Below are 26673 nucleotides of genomic sequence, written 5' to 3' on the forward strand. Positions count from 1 at the left end.
AGATAACTCTGTTACCGGGGTGAGTGAGTGCAACCAACAAAGAGGCAGCTTGAAAGACGACGGGTATAGCAATGTCCATTATCTTATCTCATTCATTATTATTGATCTTGGTCCTTATTCAATATTGAGAATACAAATTTTCACTATTTTTTTAAGTTTTATGTGATCTTTGTAGGTATACCACAAACATGAAGACAGAAAGGATCAATAATAGCCTTGGCGGTGTTGTCGATGTCTTTATTAAGATCGGTTTTTTCTTGGTCGAAAGTTATAATCTTAGAACAAGCACTCAATATTATCTTTTATCTATAACTCAAGTTAATTAGAAATAATGCGAGAAATAATAATGATTCCAAATAACGAAAACGTCGTTCTTGAAGAACAAGATGTTTCCCTAATTGAAGCTGCAAAAGCGGCGATCATATCTCGATACAAACCGGATTGGCATGTTGTGGGCGCCGCACTGCGTCTGCGCTCTGGCGAAATTGTAACGGGCGTGCATCTTGAAGCAAATGTTGGTCGTATCGCAGTTTGCGCAGAAGCCATTGCGCTTGGGCGTGCTGTGACAGAATACGGCTCCGCCGACATCGATACTATAGTGGCTGTTTATCACTCTGGTGACGGGGAGATTAGCATCGTGTCTCCATGTGGTATGTGTCGAGAACTGATTTCTGACTATGCGCCACAAGCAATGGCGCTTATCCAAGACGAGAAACACAACTGCGTGAAATGTCCAATCATGGACTTACTCCCGGCTAAATATCAGCGGAATATCACAATAAATTACAAACCTAAATAATATAATTACGGTAATAGTACAAAAGGGTATACCGACTAGTTAAAAATGTATCCCTTTCGTATTAGATCTTCATGTTCAGAATCTTAAACCTTCGAGTTAGTTTGGTATAACAAGGAGTAGTTATGAAAATATTAAATATTATAGTTTTATCTATATCGACAGTGATAGCTTCTAACTCTTTAGCCAATGAGATTAGAGCAAGGGATTTAGGCATTCCTTTCTCTGGAGTAACGGGGAAATATAATGCGATTACCGATGTTAGTGGTGTAGAAGTTGGCTATTCAACCATAATAGAAGGCGATGGAAAGCTAGAAGTTGGAAAAGGCCCAATAAGAACAGGCGTAACAGCTATATTGCCAAGAGGAAAGAAATTTAGCCCGGTATTTTCTAGTACATTTTCTTTAAATGGAAATGGAGATATGACAGGCAATCAATGGGTCAAAGAAAGTGGTTTTCTGGAAACGCCAATATTAATAACCAACACTCATAGTGTTGGTGTTGTTAGAGACTCAACAATTAGCTGGATGTTTGATAATAATCTAACGTCACCACTAAAAGATGATTTATTTTGGTTATTACCTGTGGTTGCAGAAACGTGGGATGGGATATTGAATGATATAAACGGTATGCATGTAAAAAAAGAACATGTATATCATGCGTTGGATAGCGCTAAATCAGGGGCAATAGCAGAGGGTAATGTCGGCGGCGGAACGGGAATGAACCTTTTTAAGTTTAAGGGAGGCACAGGTACTTCATCAAGAATTCTGGATAAAAAAGATGGCGGATATACTGTTGGCGTTCTTGTTCAAGGCAACTTTGGTGATAGGGATGATTTGATTATTGCAGGGATTCCAGTTGGTAAAGAAATACAGGATCTCAAACCGATATATCATGGAAACAAGAAAGAAATAAAGGATGCCGGTTCTATAATAGCCGTGGTGGCTACAGACGCACCATTAGCTCCTCACCAATTAGATAAAATAGCTAAACGAGTATCTCTTGGACTGGCAAAGGTAGGTGGGGTAGCCAGAAATACCAGCGGTGAGATATTTATTGCATTTTCGACCGCAAATAGTGATGCTTTCTCTAGAAAGGATGTAAAGACAATAAAAATACTGTCAAATGACCAACTAGATCCTTTGTATGAAGCTACAATAAATGCAACAGAAGAAGCAATAATTAATGCTATGATCGCCGCCAAAAAAATGGTTGGGAGAAATGGCAATACTTCGTTTTCTATTCCTAAAGATAGAGTTAAAGAGATATTAAAAAAACATAATGTCTTAGCTCAGACTCAATCTGACACTTCAATTTAAAAGAAACAAGTTACCGACTTTGATTAAAGGTTCTAAATCTGAAATCGAAGTCGGTAACTATCATATTTCAACAACATACTTCAACAATACGATCGATATATGCGGTATTGGGAATCTCTAAATTCATCTGCGGTAATTGTCTAGAAGATAGGTCAATGGTAAAATTTCCTATCGCAGACTTTAACATTTATTTCAGGATTTTTCGCAATGCCGTGGACATTTTCACATCCAGCAGCCGTTTTTCCTTTGAAAAATCTCCCGGGGGGAAGGTTATTGAATTTGCCTGCGTTAATTATGGGTAGTTTGTCTCCCGATTTCTTTTACTCTGTTGGGTTATATGATATAGCAACCACTGCGCATCACTTACCCGGATGGTTTTATACCGCATTTCCTTTATGTCTATTGATATTTTTAATTGTACGTCTTTTATCATATCCTTTATCCGTCCTTTTCCCAATATCCTTTGCTCGTTATAAAAAACAGGATTATAAGGACAGAATTATTTTTGTGTTGTCGTTATTTATAGGGGCTGTAACCCATATTGTCTGGGATGCATTCACACACGATAAAGGTTTCTTTGTCGAGCTAATTCCTCTACTACAGTTCCGCATTTTCCATTTCATTACCAATGGGCAGGGGATAAGTATATATAAAATTCTACAGCATCTCAGTTCATTGTTAGGGTTATTGTACCTCACCATAAAGTACTGGCGATATCAGAAAACATTGGCTCCTGTTATTCAAAAAACGAACAAAAGAAAACTTTACTATTTGATTGTTATTGGATTTATCTCAGGTTTTTTAACATGCCCTGTAGCATTGCTTTTATCCTGGGAGGTATCGGGGATAAATATAAGCAAGTTTATTTTTAAGGAACTTACTCTATCTGTATCAGTTTTTTTTATTGTTCTGGTATTTATTGCTTTATGGATAAGGTATTATTCTGCGAAGATTAAACCTGTTTAATCTTCATCAAAAGAGAAATATTATGTTTATATTTCTTTTCATAACAAAAGAAAAAAACCGTTATTTTTAACGAGGTTTTTCAGCACTCTAAAAATCCTATAATAAGAAGATTTTCGGTATAATTTTATATTTTTCTACCTTCATAGAGAGCGACATATCGTCCATTACCACAAGATTTAGAAGCTTTAAAATACCATTTATACCCACCTTCTTTAATTACATTAGCAAAAACGTTACTAGAATGAACAACAGATCTAACTTTTACCCCCTTTCCACTATCGTATCCTTCCGAACTGTAACAGTGTTCATATCCATTGAATGCCGATGCAGTCCCAACTCCTCCGATTAATACTGTTGCTAATGCCCCAACTGTTAATAATTTCTTGAACATAGAATTCTCCTTAAATAGTTTCAGAAGGTAGATTCACATAATAAGTGCAAAATCTAAATCACCACATCGATGATGTTACAATTTTAAAATTCAAAAACTGCTTATATTTTTCATCCTAGGTGGAATTAGGTTGGAAACCTAAATTCCATTTACCATAATAATAGCAGAAATCAAAAAGGGCAAATCTAATATATAATGACAATTTATTTTCCTATAGTTTTCCATGAAACTATCTTTAATGCCCGTATATTTAATTTGTTTTGTATAGAATCAGTTTCACGAAAAATTTTTATACTTAATTGTTTTATTCTGACTAATGACATAAGAAAAAACTTCTCTTATTAGGATATTTTAGAGCAATCCACAATCCTAAAGAATTAAGACATGTCACAATGAATTTAATTTATGAGTAGTAGAAAAAGGGGATAATCTATAACCAATAAAGGAAAAATAGGAAATATGATTATTCACGTTAAAAGCAAAAACCCCGTTATTTTAAACGGGGTTTGTCAGTGTTCTAAAAAGCCTCTAATAAGAGGCTTTTCGGTAGAGTTTTATTTTGCTCTACCTTCATAGTAAGCGGAGTAAGCAGTACGTCCATTATAATTACAAGCTTTAACAACGCCTTTAAAATACCATTTAATCGTTTTACCATTATGATTTTGCTCAAATACATTAGCAAAATTGTTAGTAGGATTAACAACATATCTGGTATACATAGAGCCATTTTGGCCTATGTTCTGATTCGGGCATTTTTCAAGTGCCGATGCAGTCCCAATCCCTCCAATTAATGCTGTTGCTAATGCCCCAACTGTTAATAATTTCTTGAACATAAGATTCTCCTTAAATAGTTTCAGAATTTACATATTTAAACGTATTATTTACCAAAATCATATGTGACAATGCATGCAAAATCTAAATCACCACATCGATGATGTTACAATTTTAAAATTCAAAAACTGCTTATATCTTTCATCCTAATTGGAATTAGGTTGGAAACCTAAATTCCATTTACCATAATAGTAGCAGAAATCAAAAAGGGCAAATCTAATATATAATGACAATTTATTTTCCTATAGTTTTCCATGAAACTATCTTTAATGTCAGTATATTTAACCTCGCTGGAATTTATGATTTACCTCACATATTTAATCTGAAAAGGTAACAATATGGTGGTGCTTTAAATAAGGGAAAGTCGGCGCTGACAATTGAGTTCGTTTATATTTCACTCACTCACGCCGAATGGATTCTCTGGTAATAATGTCAACTATCCTGACTCTGGATGTTATTAATGTGATTAACAGCAAACATTTTACTTCATTATTTTTCAGAATAATTATGGTAAAAAATTCTTTTTATAATTATTGCCTTCAAATGCTATATCTATTAACTATAATACTTCCAAATAAGTACTTTCATCGTAATTATGTGGCTACCAAATAAAAACATTCATGATTCCCTAAAAACATCATTTTTATTTTCATAATAAATTCACTTTTTATATTTTCATGTGAAAAATGAATTTAATTTAAAAATTAATCTTCAAACACAACCAAATATAAGCTTCAAAAAACACCAGTGTAATCATCCAAAAAAGTAGGAGAGGAGGGTGACAACATATTATTGAGACGGAGCATCTATCCTTCTGTAATGCTGCGATGCTGTCCACTTTGGAGAGTCGGGCTTCATATCCCTATTCCAATCTCCCCCGTATCCAAAATTTCGGTCACTAATACCGTCACTGCCAGCACCAAAGAAGAACGCACCATTTGTTTATATCGGTACTTTTGTAAATCAATCAATTGCTGATCAATCACATCCTCTGGCTGGTCAAAGCGCATCATCTCAGGTAAAACCCCCATACAGTGCAACATCCTAATCGGGCCAATGATTTCATCATCCGTAAATTCATAACGCTGCTGTTCTTGCTGTAACGTTTCATTTAAAGCCAGAAAAAGTTCGATGTCTTCATAGATTTCACGGGAAATAGCGCCAAGCGCATAAACCAATTTAAGTCTGACTGCCAGTTCGCCCAGCGGGCCATCTCCCTGGAGGAGCGGTTCAACAGCATATTTCACGGCATAATCATCTTTACGGAAAACTTTTAGCATCAACTGGTCAATAGCTCCCGTTATCAGGTGGATCACTTCCTGAATAAATGGCTTGACCTCGGCTCGCTTGTTGAGCCGTTCGAGGAGCTGGTTTTCTGTTTTTTGTCTATTTTCCATGATGATTCTTCACTTCACGACGACGTTGTTCACTGTAGCCATGAAGTGAATTTTAACAGTTTCATTAAGTGTAGAAATTGATTACCGTGTTCACCGGATAAGTTCCCCTAAGCGCTGATATTCACTGCCTATACGCTCAATAATAGGAGACTGAACATCCAGTCGGCAAATACGGAGAACGGCCTGTTGTATACCTTCGTCGTTGATTATCCTGCTCATTTCTACAGCCTGCGGATCAGAATCACTCCTGAAATGCAAAGCCGCAGCAATGCCTGTAATCAGGTTATCGTTCGCCAAATGATAGGCCAGAGTCCCTGATAACGGCTTAATTAACCGATCCTCTGGGCTGAGTTTACGTATCGGCTGACGCCCGACGCGTTCTACATCATCCTGTAAATAGGGGTTAGCAAAGCGATTCAGTATCTTTTCTATATATTGCGCATGGTTATTAGGGGAAAAACTGTAACGCCTTATTAACACCCGACCACTTTCTTCCATTGCGCCTTTAACAATGGTACGAATCTGAGGATCATTGATTGCTGCACAAATCGTCTTATGACCGAAGAGTTGTCCCAAATAAGCCGTGATGGCATGACCAGTATTGAGGGTAAACAGTTTACGCTCCACAAACGCCATCAGGTTATCGGTCAGTTCCATGCCGTTGATAGTCGGGATTTCTCCTTTAAATTGTGTCTGGTCAACAATCCACTCACTGAATGTTTCAACGGTGACATCCAAAGGATCATCGTTGGCAGCATCTGTTGGCGGCACAATTCTGTCTACGGCTGAATCAACAAAACCGACATGCCGTTGCACCCATTCATGATCTACCTGTGGAATAACTGCCAGTACATGCTGTTTCAACTGGCTGGTTCCGCGAACCATATTTTCACAGGCAATAATGTTCAGAGGTCGGTCATTGCCAGTTTCTTTGCGCAACATGATGCCTTTTGCCAATGTTGTGGCGATCTTCTCCAATACCTGCGAGCCAATGGCGGTTGTCACTATGTCAGCCTGTACAATGTATTCCACTGTTTTCGGATCAGTGCTATTGATGGCATTAACTTGTCGCACGCTTTCAACGCGATGTTCTTTGCCCACAATATGAACCTGATAGGACTGCTTATGTGCCAACTGGTCAACCAACGGCTGGTTAATATCAGCAAATGTCATATCTGAATTAGCATCAGCCAGAAGTTTACCGATAAAGCCTCGGCCAATATTACCGGCGCCAAAATGAATCACTTTCATGATCAACCTCTCTGCTTAAGCTGCACTTTACCTGATAAGATTTCCAGCACTTCCTGAACACTCTGCGTTTTGCTCAGGCGCTCAATCACGCCGTCTTCATCAAGCGTGTGGGTAATGTGGGCAATGACTTCAATATGCTCATTGCTACGAGCAGCAATACCTATCACCAGACAAGCGATTTCGTCAGGCTCTTCACCAAATTGCACACCGGCCGGATACTGGCAAATCACGATGCCGGTTTTAAGCACCCGGTCTTTCGCATCAATCGTACCATGAGGAACGGCAATAGATTCCCCCAGATAGGTAGACGTTAACTTTTCTCTTGCCAGCATCGCATCCACATAGTCCGGTTCGACATAACCACCTTCCACCATCTTGTTGCCAGCAAAACGGATCGCTTCTTCTTTGGTCTGTGCGGTCAGATTAAGGTAAATATGGCTCTCATTCAGTGTAAATAGCAGCTCCTCTTGGTTTTCTTGGTCATAATATTCATCATTGGCAGCCGCGATAGACCGGCGCACAATCCTGCCATCGTTTGCCGCACTCGGATGCTTTTCTGCTATCAGGCGGGTAACAAGGTCGCTGTATACTTGACTGTTCAGAAAATGGGTCAGTGAGATATGAATGGCGCCCGGCGCAAAGATTTTTGCCCTGTCTGTCAAATCCCGGTGCGTCACCACGATATCCACATCATCTTTCAGATCGTTTATCGCCATGTTGGTAACAGAAATGTCAGCCAATCCCGCATCATGCACTTTTTTCGCTAGTAAGCCCGCGCCCATAGCGCTTGATCCCATACCTGCGTCACAGGCAACCACAATTTTTTTCACGTAGGATAAGTTTTTATTATGGCTGTCTGTCAGAGCGGCTTCCCTCTGTTTATTCGCCAAGTTGGGCGCTTTCATATCACGTACCCGCTGAGTGGCATGGCTCAAAGTATCTTCATCACCGATACGGGTTCTCTTCAGCAAAATGGCTGATACCAGAAATGAAACCAACGTTGCACTACACACCGAAAGAACCACACCAATAAGAGAAGATTTCGGCGTCATCAGCAGTACAGCAAAGATAGAGCCAGGAGATGTCGGAGAAATCAGTCCAGCATGGAATACTCCCATGACGAAAACTCCTGTCATGCCGCCAAGGATCAAGGCAATCAGCAAACGAGGGTTCATTAATACATACGGGAAGTAGATTTCATGAATACCACCAAGGAAATGAATGACAGCCGCACCGGAAGCAGTATGTTGGGCATTCCCTCTGCCAAAGAACATGTAGGCCAGCAAAACACCTAACCCCGGCCCTGGATTCGCTTCAATCAGGAAGAAGATAGAGGCTCCGGTTTCAGTTACCTGATGAATCCCCAGGGGAGAGAAAATACCGTGGTTGATTGCATTGTTGAGGAACAGGATTTTTGCTGGTTCGACAACGATAGACGTCAGTGGCAGCAGATTATATGCGACTATCACGTTCACACCGGCAGCCAGAACTTTTGATATCTCAGCTATTAAAGGACCAATTGCCAGATAGGCAAGTATTGCAAGGAGCATCCCGATAATGCCTGATGAAAAATTATTCAGCAGCATTTCAAAACCGCTTTTAACTTTACCTTCCACCCGGCGGTCAAAATGACGGATGGCAAAACCTCCTAATGGGCCTGCGATCATAGCCCCCATAAACATAGGAATCTCTGCGCCGGCAATGACCCCAATGGTTGTGATAGCGCCAACGATACCACCACGCTCGCCACCGACCAGACGGCCTCCGGTATAGCCTATTAGCAAGGGGAGTAGATAGGTGATCATGGGGCCGACGAGTCGCGCCAGCGTTTCATTCGGGAACCAACCAGTCGGGATGAATAGGGCAGAGATAAGCCCCCACGCAATAAAAGCACTGAGGTTGGGCATGACCATATTACTGAGAAAGCGCCCAAAATTCTGTACCTTTAATTTGATATTTGATGTTACCATGACAAAACCTCGTGGTACGAGAAAGATAAGGTTTGGTAGACGTTATCGCCAAATAACGCCTGTTGATTGTTGAACACCTTCACTTTATCACGCCTTTTTTCGGATGCGTACCACGGGGTTTTTTGTGATTAATATCACCAAGTTCCTCTTCTTCACGCCTTATTTATATCTCTCAGATCACATTTTACTCATGCAGAAAAATTAAATAGCTTAAATATTAAGCTGAAAACAAAAATAACGTGAACTAAATCACCTTTTATTTAGTGGGCATTTTTCTTAAATAGAGAATTAGATCACAAAATATCTTTATCCAAGACCAAAAGGAGAGGAGGGCAATGGTATTCAGTAAGTTGCGGCAGGTTACAAAAAGTAAGTAACACCTTCATAGTGAATCCAGTTCTACACACGATAAATCAATGCCTGCGCTCTACCAAGATTTACTATCCCGGCAACGCCGGGAAAACGTTGCAGGATGTGATCGTGGAAGGCAATAATGAGCACTCACCCAAATCATCGGTCAGTCAACGCTGCTACTGTGTGACCATGACGTTGCATCATGGTATCAAACTCGGCATCCAGCTTTGCATTCTGATACACCTCGAATTCCGCTTTACTGATCACTACAGCAGCGCTGCCATCCCGACAGGTGATTTCAACAGGCTCACCATTGACTGCGGTATCCAGCACCACAGAAATATTGGCTATGGCCTGAGTTGAAGTATGGGTTTGCATGGTTATCTCCTAAAACGTGCATCATTCAACCCATCGTAACACTGGAAAAGGGAGGTGTGTCAAAAATCACCTAGTTCTATGTGAAGTTGTTCATCGTCTAAGGTTATTTAACATAATATAAATTAGGCGCACTATAATTATAGCACCAATGGCAAAGTTCAAAAGTTCCACGCTGCGCGGCTGGCAATGAGCTGTTTTATTATTGAGCCCGGTGACCACCTAAGCGATCACCTTCTTCACTTTTAATACGGCGGCAATTATAGAGAATTATTATAACAATCACCGTAACTTATTCTAGAAAGTCGAGTATATCAACGTCCATCGACTGGTGAATGACGCGTGAAATGAAGATGTCGTCATCCTGCAACATGTAATAGATGGAATGTTTCTTGAACTCGAAGCGGCGCATTCCTGCGCATATCCAATCACATTCCCTACCAATCCAAGGAGATATGGCTAGTAACTCGAAAGTTCTTTTCAGTTCATCGTGATAACGCTTCGCCTGGTTTTGACCAAATTGCTGTATCGTATAACGGGCAATATGAAATATGTCGTCATCAGCCAATTCGGAAAACTTATACATTTAAATCCTTCGCTGCCATTACAAAAATATCATCCATGCTGTTTTTGCTGACAGGAGAATTCAGGCCAGCCAGCACCATTTCACGAACATTCTGAATACGCTGCTCGCGAGCCTCCATCAGGCGCAAAGCATCGCGGACAACTTCGGATGTGTTGCCATAACGACCAGATTGGATCATATCACCAACAAACCCGTTGAAGTGCTCACCAAGGGTCACACTAGTTACTCGTGCCATAAATTCGTCTCTTCATGTATTACTGAGTAATACAATTATAACAAGGCATAATAATGATCGCCAGCGGACTATGTTAATCCCAACGCTGACACGTTTTTTCGTCTTCGCACTTGAGTAATTTTTACTCAACAGGTTTAGAAAGAGGGAACCCTTTTTGCCCCGCATAGAAGACCACGAGAGTAGCGCCTTCTTTGCCTGTGTAACCGCGATGAGTGCTGTCAACCATCTCCGGTACCACCTCTCCCGCCTTTATAAGACGTTTTTCGCCACTGGATTTTTTCTCTGCCGTTAACACCCCGTCCAGCACGTAAGCGACATTAGGTATCGGGTGCTGATGCCAGGCAAGGCTAGTATTTGGAGCAATAGTAATTTTGAGAACTGAAAGCTGAGGAGTGCCTTTAGGGTATCCCTGGTAAGACACGCCATCCCAAGACTTTTCAGTCTCAAGCAATTTTTCAACGTTAATACCAGCAGTATTGCCGCTATGGGCTTGAGTGAAAAACGGAGCAATCAGGAAAGCAAAAGATGTAAAGGCTGATAAGGTTTGAATAGATAACCGCATATGGTTTCCTTGTGCATAGTGCATAAATTTGGTAGATGACCTGTAGTGAACCATACCATGCGCACCATGATTACTTTAGAACTTTTTTAAGATACAACTTTCTCCACTGAAAACTCCGAAAACATCATTACATCACAATGTCTATTGAAACACTTAGGATTTACTTGACCAGTACAAAGGATACGAGGTATATATTTTTCATAAATTTTTTTTATATATCTGTATTTTCAGCCTCATATTCATTGATCTAGATGGATATCCTAGCTTTTTTAAAATAAACCAGAAAATATGAAGGGAGGAAGGATGAGCAGTGTTATCAGAGAAATAAGTGACGCTAATATTGCATATGCAGCAACTTTTGGTGATAAAAAAAACCTTGGTTTACCTGCTGTCAGAAGATTTGCCATATTGACGTGTATGGATGCTAGGTTAGATCCAGCAAAATTTGCAGGTTTATCTGAAGGTGACGCTCATATTATTCGTAATGCCGGCGGAAGGGCCAGCGATGATGCCATTCGTTCACTTATTATTTCCTATAAACTTTTTGGCACAAAAGAGTGGTTTGTCATTCACCATACTAATTGTGGGATGGAACTTTTTACAGACAATATCATGGGCGATCTACTGGAAAGCAGCCTGGAAAGCGCGATAATGACGGATGAAGGATTTAAAGATGTCGGCAACGGTACAGGATCATCTGAGGGAAAATATATCAAATGGCTTACCATTAACAATCAAGTTGATAGTGTAGTTGAAGATATTCATCGTATTCGTACCCACCCTCTTGTCCCCGCAAATATCTCCATATATGGGTACATATATGATGTGAGATCAGGAAAATTAATTGAGGTTCCTGAGGCAACAAGCATTGCAGAAGGTGATTGATTTTTCAGGAAATTTTTTAACTATTGATCTTAATTTACGATGAGCTTGCTTAAATCTATCGGCATCAATGTGGACAAGGATGTCCATGCCTCAATGAGTGTCCACTCCTGAAATAAACAACAGTTTCAGAGAACCATTTTTATGCATAATTATCGTTAACCAGACTAAAGCATTTAGGGAATATAGGTCATATTAAAGTAGCCATTCTCCCAAATTAAATTCAATTAAAAAAATATCACGGCACATTAGAACTTTGAACGTCAATTACCCTTCTCTTCCAAACAAAATAATTAAGCCCTGAATCCTCTTTCTGAATGAAGTTGTTTTTTTACGTAATCCATCAGCACTAATCCTCATCCTCCGTTGGTAAAATAGCATTGGGTAAAGCGCTAAAAGTTCCCCAATAAAAGGCAATTAAAGAGATCACTGCCACTGCCACAATATCCCAAGGGGCAGGAATAATGCCTTTACCGCCAAATGTGCCTAAATAGGATAGAATGATCATGGCACTGTAAAAACCAATCAACCACAGGGCCGAGGTTATCTGTTGGCGCAAACTCACTTTGCCTGTCGGAACTTTATTTTTGAATAACAGGTAGATAAAAAACAAGACAATCTGTAATCCGAGCAACCAAGAAACCGTTTTCCAACCAGACCAGTAAACAATGAAAGCAGAAATAATAAAAGAAAGCGGGCCAATGAGCGCAAACCATTTAACATAAAAAGGACGTTTTATCTCCCTGGCATTACGGCGTAAGGCCGAAGCGGTTACTGGCGCTAATGCATAGCTCAGAATTAACGCCGCAGAAACAACACTGATGAGTTTTTCCCATGAAGGAAAAGGTAATGTCCAAAAAACAGCAAGAATAAACGTTAACCAAAGTGCAGGACGTGGTATTCCCGATTTTTCATCAATATGGGTAAATACATTAAATAACGTCCCACTTTTTGCCCAACCATAAACGACACGAGGAGTGGCATTCATATAAATATTCCCGGTACCGCTAGGAGAGATCACCGCATCACACACTACCAAAAAAGCGAGCCACCCTACACCAAGAATTAAGGCTATATCCCGAAATGGCAGTGAAAAATATTGCCCAATGTTATTCCAGCCACCAACGAGTAGATCAGAGGGTATCCCGCCAAGAAACGCTAACTGTAATAAAACATAAATAACCGTAGACAGTGAAATAGACAGAATGAGAGCAATAGGAATTGTTTTTTGGGGTTTTTCCACTTCACCAGCGACAGAAATAATGGGCGTTAAGCCAAGATAAGCAAAGATAATCCCACCTGCTGAAACCGCAGCTTCAACACCCGACACTCCAAAAGGAGAAAATCCGTGAACTTGCAGATTACTCGGATTGAAATAATTAAATAGGATAATAATGACAAGCAGCGGAACGATAAACTTGAAAATACTAATAATATTGTTGGATTTCGCAAAGGTTTTCACGCTGTTGTAATTAAGATAAAAGAAAAATGCTAATAAAATAAATTGAACCAGCCAGCCTATCAGAGTCGGATCGCCAGAACCTGGCTGACTGAGAAATGGAAACCACGCCGCCGCATATTGTCGAGCGGCGACGACTTCAATGGCTATTAAGCTGGAAAACGCAATTAAGGTGATAGAACCCATTAAATATCCCATGAGTTCACCATGAGAAAACACCGGGTAACGGATAATGCCGCCTGATTTCGGCAGTGCCGCACCTAACTCGCAATAAACAATGCCGAGTAAGAGCACAGCAATACCGCCAATCACCCAGGAAAAAATCCCTGCTGGTCCTGCAATAACAGACACATGACTGGCCGCAAATAACCAGCCAGAGCCAAAAATAGCCCCTAATCCGATGAAGGTTAAATCCATGAGTGTTAACTGTTTCTTAAATTTACCCTGCCCCGAATCGGATTTTGGCCGTGAAGAAGCTTCATATAGCGCCATAATTATTCGCCCTTTTCTGTTTTTTATTTGGTATACGTCAAAGTCGGGTAACTGTGGGTTTTACAACACCTCCCGGCTCATTACCCCATTGATTAATCGAGAAATATTTAACGGATTATGATCTTGCAGTGCAGGCGGAAGTAAGGATTTGGGATAGTTTTGGAAACAGACCGGGCGCAGAAAACGCCAGATAGCCAGTGTGCCAACGGAAGTCCCTCTGGCATCCGACGTCGCAGGGTAAGGCCCGCCATGAACCACGGCATCACACACTTCAACGCCTGTCGGGTAGCCATTGACAACCACCCTGCCCGCAATGTTTTGTAATCGTTGACTGAACTCGTGTGCATGAGCTAATTCATCATCCTCACCAATCAAGGTAGCGGTAAGCTGCCCCGGCAAACAGTCAATTGCACGCAAAAGCTGATATTGACTTTCGACTTCGACCACAATCGCAACAGGGCCAAACACCTCCTCTTGCAACAAGGCATTTTTACTCAACAGCAAAGCAATATCGGCGCGATACAGCATTGCGCTTGCCTGACTTTCATCATGTTCGCCAATGGCTAACCGTGTCATTAAGGGTTCACCATCCAGTTGATGAATACCTTTTTGATAGTTGAGCAATGTGCCTTGGTTTAGCATTGCTTGTGCCGGACGAAGCGTGATTTCCTGCATCAATTGCGTAATAAATTGATCAAATTCTGCTGAACGAATACCCAAGATTATTCCTGGCTTGGTACAAAACTGACCGCTACCTAATGTGAATGAATTTGCCAATTCTTGGGCGATCTGTTTTCCCCGCTGTGCTAAGGCGTTTGGCAGCACAATGACCGGGTTGATACTCGACATTTCAGCAAAAACCGGAATAGGTTGTGGTCGCTGCATAGCCATATTAAACAGAGCACGCCCACCAGCGAGCGAGCCGGTAAAACCAACTGCTTGAATAATTGGGTGTTTGACGAGATCTGCCCCCACGCTATTACCATAAATCATATTGAATACACCTGCGGGCATTTGTGCGGCGATAATCGCGCGTTCAATGGCTTCTGCGATGATTTCGGCGGTAGCCATATGGCCGCTATGTGCCTTGAAAACAACGGTACAGCCCGCGGCTAATGCTGACGCCGTGTCACCACCAGCGGTTGAAAAAGCCAACGGGAAATTACTGGCGCCAAAAACCGCAATCGGGCCTAGAGGAATATGGCATTGGCGAATATCAACTCTGGGGAACGGTTTTCTCTCGGGTTGCGCAGTATCAATGCGGGCAGCATAAATATCACCACGGCGTAACAGCGTGGCAAACAGCCTCATTTGCCCGCTGGTTCTCGACCGTTCACCCTGGAGTCGAGCTGGAGGTAAAGCCGTTTCTTCTGATACAAGGGCAATGAAATCATCACCGAGAGCATCAATTTCATCGGCAATTTTATCTAAAAAAACGGCACGTTCTTCTAACGATGTCTGGCTATAACGGGTAAATGCATCGGCGGCGGCTTGAGCGGCGAGATCGACCTCATGTCGTGTAGCTTGATAAAACGCATAACCTGTTGGTGAGTTATCCGCCGCTCGCCAACTGTGCAAACAGCGCTCTCCCTCTGCTTGCCTGCAACCACCAATAAACTGCCTACCTGAATGTGTTACCAACATAATGATTCCTCCAAGGGGATCAGAAACGGTTACCGCCCAATTCAGAGACCTACATCGGGCAGTGAAGGACGATTAGCGAGAGCTTGTTCTACAATGGCCCGTACTTCCGCCAATATTTCCCCTTCGAGTGGTAAACGCGGTGGACGGGTAATGGCGCTACCACGGCCAACCATTTCTTCGCACAGTTTGATGCATTGCACCAAATCAGGGCGGAAATCCAAATGCAACAGAGGCATAAACCAGCGATATAATTCCCTCGCTTCTTCATAACGTTTCTGTTTAGCCAGACGAAATAACGTCTCTCCTTCCCGTGGAAAAGCATTGGACATACCTGAAATCCACCCTTCTGCGCCCACTGCGACTGACTCTAAAACGACGTCATCCAAACCGGCAAAAAGAATGAAGCGATCGCCTGCTTCGTTGGGAATATCACTAAAAGGACGGGTATTGCCTGATGAATCTTTAAATGCAACGATATTTTCGCAATCGGCCAAAGAAATCAGCATTTTCGGCGTAATATCATTTTTATATAGCAGAGGGTTGTTATATAGCATGACGGGTAAATCGGTAGAGGCGGCAATTGTACGGAAATACGCCCTGTTTTCTTTCGGTGTTGGGGTATAAACCAGAGGCGGCATGATCATCACCCCATTAGCCCCAGCCTGACGGCATTCAAAGACCATTTTGCACGCATTATCGGTTGTTAATTCCGCGATACCCGAGAGAACAGGAACTTTTCCACCAGCAACATCTATTGCAAGTTCAACGATAGCACGCTTCTCCTTCATAGACAGAGATGTGTTTTCCCCCACAGAACCATTAACGACTAAACCGGAAACTCCATCTTTAATCAGGTTCGTCATTACCTTCTTTGTGGCGTCGAAATTAATGGAAAAATCGAGGTTAAATTGTGTCGTCACTGCCGGAAAAACACCCTGCCAATTAACCTTTCTTTTATTCATAGCTCTCCCCTTTGATCATTGATTTACTTGATATTTAAAATGCAAATTGTTTTTACCTTGTTAAAAAAATGTGATTCATTGGTTTTGATGGAATGATGGCTATTTCACTACAGAGAAGCTTGTGACTTTTCGCAGTAAACAATGACGAAATTAGCATAATAGGAATGGCAAACTTATTGGATCACGAAAGAACGGCAATATCAGGAAAACAGCAAATTACTCCAGCCCTATTGACTGACGAAAATCACTGGGCGTGAGTCCAGTTGACGCTTTAAATTGCCGAGTAAATGCGCTGTGATCCGTATAACCACATTGCAAGGCGACATCTGTGATAGGTAATTCTGTAGCCAACAATTCAGAAGCTTTTTCAATTCTAATTTTGTGGATCATTTGCCGAGGCGTCAGGTGAAAGATACGTTTACAGTAACGTTCCAATTGAGCAACTGAGAGATGTGTTAAATAAGTTAGCTCTTCGAGACGAATTGTTCGATCAAAATTTTCACGAATATAATCATCGACGATAGCCAACTTTTGGTATACCGGGTGATTTTCCTTAACTTCCATCAAATCATGAGAAATTCCTGCCATACCAATAACTTGATTATGTTGATCATACAATGGCAATTTATATGTCATGCACCAACCTGCTTTGCGTCCATGATAAAAGTGGAGTTCCAGTTGGTTTTGGATAATTATCCCTTGATGTAACACACGCAAATCCTGTTCAGTGTAACAGCTACCCATCTGAGCAGGAAAGATCTCGGAAGAGGTTTTACCGAGTAGCGAAGAGATCGACTTAAATCCGCAGCGTGTGGCTAGCGTAAAGTTCGCAATGAGATAACGTGCTTTGATATCTTTGATAAAAAAAACCACGCTGGGAATTGCATTTAACAATGGTGTAATTAAAGCAACCGCATTGAGAATATCTTGCAGGTTATTGGGTTTTTGATTAACGAATCCACTACAAAGCGCCGATAAAAACTCAACATTACAAACGTCATGACCATTTGTGCCAATGCCGTTTTTTTCATTGTTCTGGTATATATTCATCATCGATACCTCCAGTCTATTTACCTTGATTAAAAAGATAAATATCAGATTCGATGTATTAGCAATATTCAAAAGAGCTATTTTGTGTTCATGTGATAATTGTCACAGAAAGTTATTCCGCTTTTCTTATTTACCTATTTGATTTTATAGATCAATTTATAAATTTTTCTGGTAAAAACAGAAATAATCCTTATTAGGTTTATTTATAACTTTTCATTTCATTATCTTATTGGAATGTCTCACTGATAATTCAGTGATTCTTTCATTGTGCTGATTTCAGCATATTGCAATATGAAACTCATCAAGCGACCGACGAAATACCACGCCACTATTGATTAAAAATACATTAATTGGGTGGCTATATGGCAGACCAGATTATTCGCGTCATTGATTCACACACCGGTGGAGAACCCACCCGCACGGTAATCGAGGGATTTCCATCTCTTGGCAAAGGAACCGTTGCCAAACAGCGTCAACGCTTTGAAGCTGAATTTGATCACTGGCGCAAGGCTCTCATTCTTGAACCAAAAGGGAATGATGTGTTGGTCGGCGCACTTTTATGTCCGCCTAGTGTACCTAACGCCGATATAGGGGTGATCTTCTTTAATAACGCGGGGTATTTAGGCATGTGCGGCCACGGCACTATGGGCCTTATTGCTTCGCTCCATCATCTGGGCTGGTTGAACCCTAGCAAGTATAAAATTGAGACCCCTGTCGGGATTGTCGAGGCGGTACTCCATGAGGATGGAGCAGTGTCTGTTTATAATGTCCCCTCTTATCGTTATCAGCAAAATGTCACCGTGAACGTGCCCGGTATGGGGAATGTTAATGGAGACATTGCCTGGGGAGGAAATTGGTTTTTTCTGATCGGTCAACATAATCTGTCTCTAACCCCCCACCATATCGACGAACTCACACAATACAGTTGGGCCGTTAGGCAAGCACTAGAACAAGCTGGGATAACCGGTGAAAACGGTGAGTGTATCGACCATATTGAATTGTTCGCTCCTGATAATGATACAGATAGTCGCAATTTTGTGTTATGTCCGGGGAAAGCCTATGACCGTTCACCGTGTGGCACGGGAACAAGTGCTAAGTTAGCCTGTCTGGCGGCGGATGGAAAATTGCAGCCGGGTGAAATTTGGCGCCAATCCAGCATTATTGGAAGTGTTTTTGAAGCCCAATATCAGTGGATTGGTCAGAAAATTGCCCCAGAGATCCGAGGAACAGCCCATGTCTACGGTGATAACAAGTTAATCATTGCCAAAAGCGATCCGTTTGTCTGGGGAATCAATATATGACCCCCTCCCAAATACCGGATGTCATTATCGTTGGCGCCGGCATCGTTGGAGCCGCATGTGCCTATCAGTTGGTACAGGATGGTTTGAGCGTCGCTGTAATTGATGATGGTGGTAAAGGGGCAACACAAGCAGGAATGGGGCATCTCGTGTGTATGGACGACAATCCTGCTGAACTGGCATTGAGTCGTTACTCATTAGATATATGGCGAACATTCACCCCACATATGCCAGAAAATTGTGCATGGCGTAGATGCGGCACGCTTTGGCTGGCGGATGCAGAGGATGAAATGGAACTGGCTGAGGAAAAAAGCGCACGTCTTACCGCCTATGAAATCGAAAATACTCCAATGACAGCGACACAAATTCATCAGATGGAACCTATGGTGAGAAGTGGGATTGCCGGTGGTTTGTCTGTTCCTGGGGATGGGATTGTCTATGCGCCAAATGTCGTACACTGGTTTCTTGCTCGCTGTCACGAAAAGATTCAGTTTATTAAAGGGCAAGTGCATGCCTTAGAGCCTCAAACCGTTGTGCTGCGTGATGGAAAAAAATATTGTGCGCCGAGAATATTGCTCGCAAATGGGTTGTGGAGCACACATCTGTTACCTGAATTACCGATTGTTCCTAAAAAAGGGCAATTGGCAATTACAGATCGTTACCCTACCTGCATTACACATCAACTGGTGGAATTGGGGTATAGCGCCAGTACACATACCTCGGATGGTACGTCAATCGCTTTTAACGTTCAGGCTCGCCCTACTGGTCAGCTCCTAATCGGCTCTTCACGCCAATTCCATAACCAACAACACACTATTGATCTCGCTCTACTTCGTTCTATGCTCCAACGCGCACTGTACTTTTTACCTCAACTTGGTCAGATGAATATTTTACGCTGTTGGTCCGGCTTTCGTGCTGCGACTCCAGATGGCTTGCCGCTATTGGGGCAACATCCTGACTACGAATGGCTATGGTTGGCTGTAGGCCATGAAGGATTAGGCGTGACGACCGCACCGGGCAGCGCCAAAATCATCTCTGCATTGATGCTGAATAGAAAAACGGAGATTGATCCATTGCCTTACCAACCTGCACGTTTTACTGCCATAACCCGTCAGAGGTTGCCATGACACTCAAAAAACCACCATTTATTGCTCTATTTATTGATGGCGAACTGATCACCGTGCCTACGGGGATTACTGTTGCGGCGGCGATCGCTTATACCGGTGATGAGCATTGCCGTATGTCTGTATCACATCAATTGAGAGTACCTTTTTGTGGTATGGGGATCTGCCAGGAGTGTCGTTTGATGATTAACGGTCGCCGTCGTGTAGCGTGCCAGACAGTTTGTGAAATAGGTATGAAAATCGAGAGGATCTGAATATGGCGACAACCCCATCTTCTTCTACTTCTACGGTATTGCACTGTGAGGTGCTGGTGATCGGCGCAGGACCGGCGGGATTAGCTACCGCACAGGCTGCGATACAAGGGCAGCAATCCGTTATCCTGCTTGATGACAATCCCAGCGCAGGCGGACAAATTTGGCGTCAAGGGCCATTTCATACATTGCCGCCGATGGCGAAACGTTATTTATCGGTACTATCAGAAGATGCATTGATCTATTTACCGGGTTGCAAAGTGATCGCAATAGACAACCAATGTGTGATTGTTGAAATGGCAGGTAGACACCAAATGGTTCATTACCAACGCATCATACTTTGTACCGGCGCTAAAGAAAAATTACTTCCCTTTCCTGGATGGACATTACCGGGTGTCACTGGCGCAGGCGGATTACAGGCGCTGATAAAAAGTGGTCTCCCTATGACTGGCGAGCGTGTGGTTATTGCAGGTAGCGGTCCCCTGTTGCTCGCGGTTGCCGAAACGGTAAAAAAAGCGGGAGGGAACGTGGTTGGCATCATTGAACAGGCTCCTTTGCACCGCCTATTTTCGTTTGGCTTGCGACTGCTCCGTTGGCCAGTCAAATTGCATCAAGCCATCACTCTCGTGCCACTTAAAAAGTATTACAAAAACAGTATGGTGTTAGGCGTGGAAACTTCCACAGAAGGAACGTTGACTGGGGTGTATATCAGTAATAAAGGGCAAAAACGAAAATTACCCTGTACCCGTTTAGCTTGCGGTTTTGGTTTAAGGCCAAATACGGAATTGGCACAATTGCTTGGTTGTTTGCTGGATGAACAAGGAAATATCCAAGTAGATGCGTGGCAACAGACGACTATACCTAGTGTATATGCAGCAGGAGAATGCACAGGTATTGGCGGCAGTGAGCTTGCACTTTGTGAAGGATTTATTGCCGGGTTTGCCGCGAGTGGTAAATATGCACTGGCTGCAAAATGGCAGCAGAAACGAATAAAATGGCAGCATTTTGCCACAGCGGTAGCACAAGCGTTTAAATTAAACAAAGAGATCACACAGGCTCTTTCCCCCGATACCTTGATCTGCCGTTGCGAAGACGTGAGTTTAAACGAACTTGAACCATTTCAGGATTGGAATAGTGCAAAAATGGCGACACGGTGTGGCATGGGAGCTTGTCAGGGAAAAATCTGTTCTGCCATTCTCCACGATATCAAACACTGGTCGATACCATCCCCTCGCATTCCACTATCACCTGTTAATCTTGAAACGCTGGCAGCAGGAGACACAGAAAAAATTAACTTTTCTGACTGACAGATAAATGTCCCCTTTCGTTTCTCAAACAGAACTTCCACTAAACATCACAGCTTGTTTGGTCGCCTTTGCTATGATTCACTTCGAAAATCATTAAAACCTGTAATGAGTTACTTTAAAGATTAAGGCGTGAACATTTATGCATAAGACAAATGGAACCATTTTAGATGTACCGGGTATTAAGGTTGGGCATGCTGAAGATGAGTTACAACAAACCGGTTGTAGTATAACTATTTTCGACAACGGAGCTGTTTGTGGCGTTGATGTCAGAGGCTCTGCCCCGGGGACAAGGGAAACCGAACTTTTAGATCCCATTAATACTATTCAGAAAGTCAACGCGATAGTGCTAAGTGGAGGCAGTGCTTTTGGATTAGATTCCGCCTCTGGCGTAATGCGCTATCTTGAAGAAAGAAAACAAGGTTTTGATGTTGGTGTCACTGTCGTACCTATCGTTCCTGCCGCAATAATTTTTGATCTAAACTTTGGCGATCCGGCTGTTCGGCCTGACGATAAAATGGGCTATCTTGCCGCGCAAAATGCTTCTACAAACCCTTTTCCATCGGGAAATATTGGCGCAGGCGCCGGGGCCACAATAGGTAAAATGGCCGGTTTTGACAAAGCCATGAAAGGTGGCCTTGGGACCGCATCGGTTCAATTACCTAGCGGACTGAAAATTGGCGCAATGGTTGTTGTAAATGCTGTTGGTGAAATCAGAGATCCTAAAAATGGTAAAACCATTGCAGGTGCATGTGATAAAAATGGTCATCTTATCGATCTTATTCCCTACATTATAAAAAATAATAAAGATAATAATTTCATTCAAGGGGCAAATACGACCATTGGCATAATTTGTTGTAACGCCAATATGAATAAAAGCCAGATGAAAAAAGTTGCCCAGATGGCTCATGATGGCCTTGCAAGGACAATATACCCTGTTCATACCATGAGTGACGGGGATACTATTTTTGCAGCGGCAACTGGTGGGGTGGACTCATCGGTGAATACCGTTGGTATTCTTGCTGCCGAGGTCATGGCTGTTGCGGTTTTAGATGCCGTAAAATCAGCTAAATCAAAATTTGGTGTTAGAGGTTATGCCGATTTAGCAGATTAAACAACCCGAGGTTATGGTTACGGTTACATTGGAAATTAGCCTGGCTTCAGTGCCGCGCCAAATGCCGCCGACGCCAATCTATACCTCAATCAGTAAATTGAAGTTATTATCACCAAATTGGACTAATTCATAAACTGCTGCTATAAAAATTAGTGCTGTTTGATATAACTTTTTTTTATTATAAACGGTTGAGGTATAAGATATGAAATATGCAATGTTGACATTAAGGCGAGATCTAGAGTCGCTAGATTACAAAAAAAAGGTCAATCCATTCTTGTGGGAACAAGATGAGGATGTTGTTCATGAAAATCTTTCCGAGCAGTTCCCAAACAACCAAAAACGTAAAAATTATCTTAATGATCTAACCGAGTATTGCTGGCTAGTTTATCGTAAAGCCCTTTCAGCAAATGGGCCGATGCTAATTTGTTCAGCAGGAAAAATTGCTTAAGCCACTCGGACTTGGCCGAGAAAAAAATGAGAATTCATGGAACCCAAACGCCCAGGGAAATGTATTAATGGTGGATAAATGGACCGATGTGATAAATGATTGTTGGGTACTTGGTGATATTCATAGACATGCAGATTTTCATCTAATGTCGGCCGAAGCCCCATCTAATTTATGGAATCATGAACAAGGCTACCATATCGTTACCGCGAGAGAGATATTAGGTCTTCTCAATTTTGGGTATCAACGTGAAAAACGTGGGAAGCAAGTGGTTTATAGATGTAAAAATCCCTCTTCTGCTGATAGAGCAAGCCTTCTCCCCTATAGGATCTTAATGAAAAAAGCAATGGGACAAGGGCCTTCTTCAATTACAAAGCTTATTTCTGAACAAGTAACCGGTCTTAACGAGGAAATTAGAGCATTCGATTATTCCAGCTTAAAACCCCTTAAAAACAACAAAGAGGCAACTTGAAAGATAACGGGTATAACGTCTTATCACCCTTTTCACGAATGAGTTAAAAAGGTGATTACGATCTCTGACGAATTATGCTGATCACTCTTAACCTACATACATAAGGTAATTTCTTCTAATCCCCCCCAAAGATTAGCTCCAAGGACCTCCCCATATAGAACTTGATGTCAATGAAATCAACTGGGGACATATGCTAACATCCCTCTGTTAGCATCCACAATCCGGCCTTACCTACATGAATAATCTAATCAAAAGGTTAACATTATGTCAGACATTCGCCTGTATATGCTGCAAACCGGCACCATCAAATGTAAGGTTCACAACATCAAGATGAATCAAGGCAATGGTGCCGATTATGAAATTCCGATTCCATTTTTCCTACTTACCCATCCTAACGGCCATACGCTAATTGACGGCGGCAATGCAGTTGAAACTGCCACTGACCCCAAAGGCTACTGGGGAAATATAACCAAAGCCTACTGGCCGGTGATGCGTGAAGAGGAAGGTTGTGTCGCTCAAGTTAAAAAGTTGGGTATCGATCCCGGAGATATCCGCTATGTGGTGCAATCCCATCTTCATCTCGATCACACTGGTGCAATAGGACGCTTCCCTAACGCGACACATATCGTACAGCGACGTGAATATGAATATGCCTACACGCCTGACTGGTTTTCTTCTGGTGGCTATATCCGCAAGGATTTTGATCGTCCTGGTCTGAAATGGGAATTTCTCGATGGGGAACGCAATGATATGTTTGATGTTTATGGCGATGGCACGTTAAAAACGGTATTTACCCCGGGGCATTCGCCAGGACATCAATCACTACTAGTGACCTTGCCGAACAGCGGCAACCTGCTGTTAACGATTGATGCCGCTTATACCCTCGATCACTGGGAAGAACGTGCATTACCTGGGTTTCTCACCTCTGCCACTGAAACCGCACGTTCGGTGCAAAAACTACGGCACCTAGCCAAACGCACGAATGCAATTGTGGTAACAGGGCACGATCCGGATGCCTGGCCAACATTCCGTAAGGCACCGGAATATTACGATTAACTCGAATTTGTCAATGCAAAATAGCCAGAAACTAGAAAATGGACGTTTCTGGCTTGGTACTCATTTTACGAAAGTTTAACTTATTATCCGAGAATAACTGTTTATTCTTCCTCTTACCCTCTTAGCCAATCATTGACAAAAGAGCGGGCATTTTCAGATTTAAACCCAATTGAAGATATACCGGTTGGCTTCCACAAAAGCTCGATAACACGCACTTTCTGGTTATAATCAAGGGTATTAAACAATTGACTTAACTGTTCATCTAAAAGCAAATCTCGATATTGAAGAAAACATTTATCATTGAATTGATCGCAACATCCAGCAAAAAACTTACTGCTGTTTTCACGATTAAATCCACAACATTTCACATGCTTGAAGCCAGATTTATAATAAAAATCGCATATCTCATCATATCTATATGCGTTGACAATAGGATTCAAAAACGCATCCACATTAACAGTAATCTGATCAACACTATCATCTAAATGATTAGCTGTACTATCGCCATATTGATTCCGATTTAAGTTTCTGCATAATTTATTCATTAAATCAGTACGTAAAAAATATTCTTCTGCATGAATTTTTTTTGCAAAAATCTGCAAAAGCTCTCGCTGCCTCAACCGTTCATATTCTCCTATAACATTGTATAGCCAAATAAGTGCGATACCCTCTTCATTTAATGAACGTGAAGCTGCTAAAAAACCCTCTTGTGGACACTCCATATGATGGATAACACCGGTAGAAACAACAACATCAAATTGATTATCTCGTGTTAGCTGCTCAATCGTATTATTTTCTAACGTGACATTATCCAATCTATGATAAGATATCAACTTATCTGCTACCTCTAACGCTTTATCCGTCATATCAATGCCTACAAATTGGGTATCGGGATACATACTTGCCAGCCCTACTAAACGATGTCCCGTTCCACACCCTAAATCGAGCACATATTTTCCCGTTAAATAACCCGGCTTAAATATAAGCCCTACCACCGTCGCCATATCATAAATAAGATTATCCCCAATGGCAGAACTAGGATATGGATATCGGTTATACATCGCTTTGACATCCTGATTACTCATATCTATTTCTCCGAACAAAATGATAAATCAGTGGTACTAGCTCATGATGACCAATCATAGTTAGTATAGTGGTCACTATCACTAAGTCCATGATAAAAAATAATTAAAATATCTCATAACGGGAAAAACATTTTAAACTCAATTAAGATGAAAATAATTTCATATTAATGAAAGCATTCTGAAAAGAATATATTTAATAATTTATTGCGGAATTTTGATGCTTATCATATTTATAAGCCATTTGAATAATTTAATATCGCAACAATCAAAACAAAGTGAATATTAATTTAATAACGAATCAGAAACTGTAAACAAAAATTCACCCATGTAATTTAAAAATTCAATCATTTAATAATCAATAATATAAATTTTTTTCTAAATATTTTTAGAAAAACAACTAGAGAGCACCTTGCTCTATTTCTATATACAGTATACTTTTATTTTAAATACTAAAACAAAAATCATGGCTGTGATTAGATAATATCAGATAGATATAGTCCCACCTGATCTAGCCAGAATCTATTATACCTACAAATGGAGAAAATATTATGCACGTTGGCATTATTGGGGCAGGAATTGGGGGGGCATGTTTAGCACATGGACTACGTAAAAATGGAATCAAAGTGACGATCTATGAGCGGAACCCTGCTTTGTCATCCGAACTTCCCGGTTATGGAATTCATATTAATACATTCGGCAAGCAAGCACTGCAAGAATGCCTCCCGGATGCAAACTGGCTAACCTTTAAGGAGGCATCAAGATATATTGGCGGCCAATCACGGTTTTATAATGAACGTATGCGTCTTCTTGCCGTTCATGGCGGTATTTCCCCAATGGCAGGAAAGATTATTTCTGAGCAACGTCTGTCAATCAGCCAGGGCGGGATTCCACTTTGTATTTAATTTAATCAAAGATAAGTTGACTACGGAATTCCCCTGACCAAATGGCTCTTCGACGTTTAGCCGCCTGACTGTCTTTTATACTGGTATTCTGTTTAATCAC

At 41.6% G+C, this 26673-nt stretch carries 26 protein-coding genes and 2 pseudogenes; 13 read left to right on the plus strand and 15 right to left on the minus strand.

What is annotated here, in order from left to right:
- The first annotated feature begins 331 nt into the window (after positions 1-331).
- The 3 genes from EAE90_RS04925 to EAE90_RS04935 all read left to right on the plus strand — a co-directional run bounded on the left by EAE90_RS04925 (position 332) and on the right by EAE90_RS04935 (position 3081).
- Complete coding sequence (locus EAE90_RS04925) at positions 332-799, plus strand: cytidine deaminase (RefSeq protein WP_214052525.1); 468 nt, start codon at positions 332-334, stop codon at positions 797-799.
- 122 nt (positions 800-921) lie between these two features.
- Entirely contained in the window at positions 922-2115 is a 1194-nt protein-coding gene (locus EAE90_RS04930) for a DmpA family aminopeptidase (RefSeq protein WP_214052526.1), read from the plus strand.
- Positions 2116-2322: 207 nt separating this feature from the next.
- Entirely contained in the window at positions 2323-3081 is a 759-nt protein-coding gene (locus EAE90_RS04935; RefSeq protein ID WP_214052527.1) for a DUF4184 family protein, read from the plus strand.
- A gap of 124 nt (positions 3082-3205) precedes the next feature.
- On the opposite strand, the gene EAE90_RS04940 is transcribed toward EAE90_RS04935, so the two are convergent.
- The 10 genes and pseudogenes from EAE90_RS04940 to EAE90_RS04980 form a co-directional block, all read right to left on the minus strand.
- A complete protein-coding gene (locus tag EAE90_RS04940; RefSeq protein WP_214052528.1) occupies positions 3206-3472 on the minus strand; it encodes an LCI fold-containing protein in 267 nt (88 codons plus the stop codon).
- 554 nt (positions 3473-4026) lie between these two features.
- The gene (locus EAE90_RS04945; protein WP_214052529.1) at positions 4027-4305 is read right to left on the minus strand and encodes an LCI fold-containing protein; all 279 of its coding nucleotides are present in this window, start codon (positions 4303-4305) and stop codon (positions 4027-4029) included.
- A gap of 852 nt (positions 4306-5157) precedes the next feature.
- The gene (locus EAE90_RS04950; protein ID WP_214052530.1) at positions 5158-5700 is read right to left on the minus strand and encodes an MltR family transcriptional regulator; all 543 of its coding nucleotides are present in this window, start codon (positions 5698-5700) and stop codon (positions 5158-5160) included.
- A 90-nt stretch (positions 5701-5790) separates the two neighbouring features.
- Entirely contained in the window at positions 5791-6951 is a 1161-nt protein-coding gene (locus tag EAE90_RS04955; protein WP_214052531.1) for a mannitol-1-phosphate 5-dehydrogenase, read from the minus strand.
- A gap of 2 nt (positions 6952-6953) precedes the next feature.
- Entirely contained in the window at positions 6954-8921 is a 1968-nt protein-coding gene (locus tag EAE90_RS04960; RefSeq protein ID WP_214052532.1) for a PTS mannitol transporter subunit IICBA, read from the minus strand.
- Positions 8922-9323: 402 nt separating this feature from the next.
- Positions 9324-9422: pseudogene (locus EAE90_RS23640) on the minus strand (type II toxin-antitoxin system death-on-curing family toxin); the annotation flags it as partial.
- Positions 9423-9431: 9 nt separating this feature from the next.
- Positions 9432-9653 carry a type II toxin-antitoxin system Phd/YefM family antitoxin gene (locus EAE90_RS04965; RefSeq protein ID WP_214052533.1) on the minus strand — a complete coding sequence of 74 codons (222 nt, stop codon included), beginning with the start codon at positions 9651-9653 and terminating at the stop codon, positions 9432-9434.
- A 289-nt stretch (positions 9654-9942) separates the two neighbouring features.
- The gene (locus tag EAE90_RS04970) at positions 9943-10236 is read right to left on the minus strand and encodes a type II toxin-antitoxin system RelE/ParE family toxin (RefSeq protein ID WP_214052534.1); all 294 of its coding nucleotides are present in this window, start codon (positions 10234-10236) and stop codon (positions 9943-9945) included.
- The gene (locus EAE90_RS04975; protein ID WP_011146500.1) at positions 10229-10471 is read right to left on the minus strand and encodes a type II toxin-antitoxin system ParD family antitoxin; all 243 of its coding nucleotides are present in this window, start codon (positions 10469-10471) and stop codon (positions 10229-10231) included. Before EAE90_RS04975 ends, EAE90_RS04970 begins: the two co-directional genes overlap by 8 nt.
- A gap of 121 nt (positions 10472-10592) precedes the next feature.
- Positions 10593-11087 (minus strand): cupin domain-containing protein, encoded by a 495-nt coding sequence (locus tag EAE90_RS04980; RefSeq protein ID WP_246550368.1) that lies wholly within the window; start codon positions 11085-11087, stop codon positions 10593-10595.
- A gap of 249 nt (positions 11088-11336) precedes the next feature.
- Here EAE90_RS04980 and EAE90_RS04985 point away from each other — a divergent pair, with 249 nt between their 5' ends.
- Positions 11337-11918 carry a beta-class carbonic anhydrase gene (locus tag EAE90_RS04985; RefSeq protein WP_214052535.1) on the plus strand — a complete coding sequence of 194 codons (582 nt, stop codon included), beginning with the start codon at positions 11337-11339 and terminating at the stop codon, positions 11916-11918.
- A 346-nt stretch (positions 11919-12264) separates the two neighbouring features.
- Here EAE90_RS04985 and EAE90_RS04990 read toward each other — a convergent pair whose 3' ends face one another.
- The 4 genes from EAE90_RS04990 to EAE90_RS05005 all read right to left on the minus strand — a co-directional run bounded on the left by EAE90_RS04990 (position 12265) and on the right by EAE90_RS05005 (position 17525).
- Positions 12265-13866: an APC family permease gene (locus EAE90_RS04990; protein ID WP_214052536.1), complete on the minus strand. Its 1602-nt coding sequence runs from the start codon at positions 13864-13866 to the stop codon at positions 12265-12267.
- 60 nt (positions 13867-13926) lie between these two features.
- Positions 13927-15510: an aldehyde dehydrogenase (NADP(+)) gene (locus EAE90_RS04995; RefSeq protein WP_214052537.1), complete on the minus strand. Its 1584-nt coding sequence runs from the start codon at positions 15508-15510 to the stop codon at positions 13927-13929.
- Positions 15511-15551: 41 nt separating this feature from the next.
- Complete coding sequence (locus EAE90_RS05000; protein WP_214052538.1) at positions 15552-16472, minus strand: dihydrodipicolinate synthase family protein; 921 nt, start codon at positions 16470-16472, stop codon at positions 15552-15554.
- Between the two features lie 216 nt (positions 16473-16688).
- The gene (locus EAE90_RS05005; RefSeq protein WP_214052539.1) at positions 16689-17525 is read right to left on the minus strand and encodes an AraC family transcriptional regulator; all 837 of its coding nucleotides are present in this window, start codon (positions 17523-17525) and stop codon (positions 16689-16691) included.
- A 359-nt stretch (positions 17526-17884) separates the two neighbouring features.
- Between EAE90_RS05005 and EAE90_RS05010 the strand changes: the two genes are divergently transcribed.
- The 8 genes from EAE90_RS05010 (at position 17885) to attM (ending at position 24586) form a co-directional block, all read left to right on the plus strand.
- Positions 17885-18823 (plus strand): 4-hydroxyproline epimerase, encoded by a 939-nt coding sequence (locus tag EAE90_RS05010; RefSeq protein WP_214052540.1) that lies wholly within the window; start codon positions 17885-17887, stop codon positions 18821-18823.
- The gene (locus EAE90_RS05015) at positions 18820-19947 is read left to right on the plus strand and encodes an NAD(P)/FAD-dependent oxidoreductase (protein ID WP_214052541.1); all 1128 of its coding nucleotides are present in this window, start codon (positions 18820-18822) and stop codon (positions 19945-19947) included. The genes EAE90_RS05010 and EAE90_RS05015 overlap by 4 nt, the downstream gene beginning before the upstream one ends.
- Complete coding sequence (locus tag EAE90_RS05020; RefSeq protein ID WP_214052542.1) at positions 19944-20198, plus strand: (2Fe-2S)-binding protein; 255 nt, start codon at positions 19944-19946, stop codon at positions 20196-20198. The genes EAE90_RS05015 and EAE90_RS05020 overlap by 4 nt, the downstream gene beginning before the upstream one ends.
- Before the next feature lie 2 nt (positions 20199-20200).
- Positions 20201-21502, plus strand: coding sequence for an FAD-dependent oxidoreductase (locus EAE90_RS05025; protein ID WP_214052543.1), 1302 nt, complete (start codon positions 20201-20203; stop codon positions 21500-21502).
- Between the two features lie 139 nt (positions 21503-21641).
- Positions 21642-22613, plus strand: a complete 972-nt coding sequence (locus tag EAE90_RS05030) for a P1 family peptidase (protein ID WP_214052544.1) — start codon at positions 21642-21644, stop codon at positions 22611-22613.
- Positions 22614-22815: 202 nt separating this feature from the next.
- Entirely contained in the window at positions 22816-23061 is a 246-nt protein-coding gene (locus EAE90_RS05035) for a hypothetical protein (protein WP_214052545.1), read from the plus strand.
- Positions 23054-23530, plus strand: coding sequence for a hypothetical protein (locus EAE90_RS05040; RefSeq protein WP_214052546.1), 477 nt, complete (start codon positions 23054-23056; stop codon positions 23528-23530). Before EAE90_RS05035 ends, EAE90_RS05040 begins: the two co-directional genes overlap by 8 nt.
- A 264-nt stretch (positions 23531-23794) precedes the next feature.
- Positions 23795-24586 carry an AttM family quorum-quenching N-acyl homoserine lactonase gene (gene attM, locus EAE90_RS05045; protein ID WP_214052547.1) on the plus strand — a complete coding sequence of 264 codons (792 nt, stop codon included), beginning with the start codon at positions 23795-23797 and terminating at the stop codon, positions 24584-24586.
- Between the two features lie 113 nt (positions 24587-24699).
- Here attM and EAE90_RS05050 read toward each other — a convergent pair whose 3' ends face one another.
- On the minus strand, positions 24700-25671 hold the full coding sequence (locus EAE90_RS05050) for a class I SAM-dependent methyltransferase (RefSeq protein WP_246550370.1): 972 nt from the start codon (positions 25669-25671) through the stop codon (positions 24700-24702).
- Between the two features lie 548 nt (positions 25672-26219).
- Here EAE90_RS05050 and EAE90_RS05055 point away from each other — a divergent pair.
- Positions 26220-26549, plus strand: a pseudogene (locus tag EAE90_RS05055) (stiblene epoxidase); the annotation flags it as partial.
- Between the last annotated feature and the right edge of the window lie 124 nt (positions 26550-26673).

This window comes from Photorhabdus caribbeanensis, assembly GCF_018448885.1.
GTDB lineage: Bacteria > Pseudomonadota > Gammaproteobacteria > Enterobacterales > Enterobacteriaceae > Photorhabdus > Photorhabdus caribbeanensis.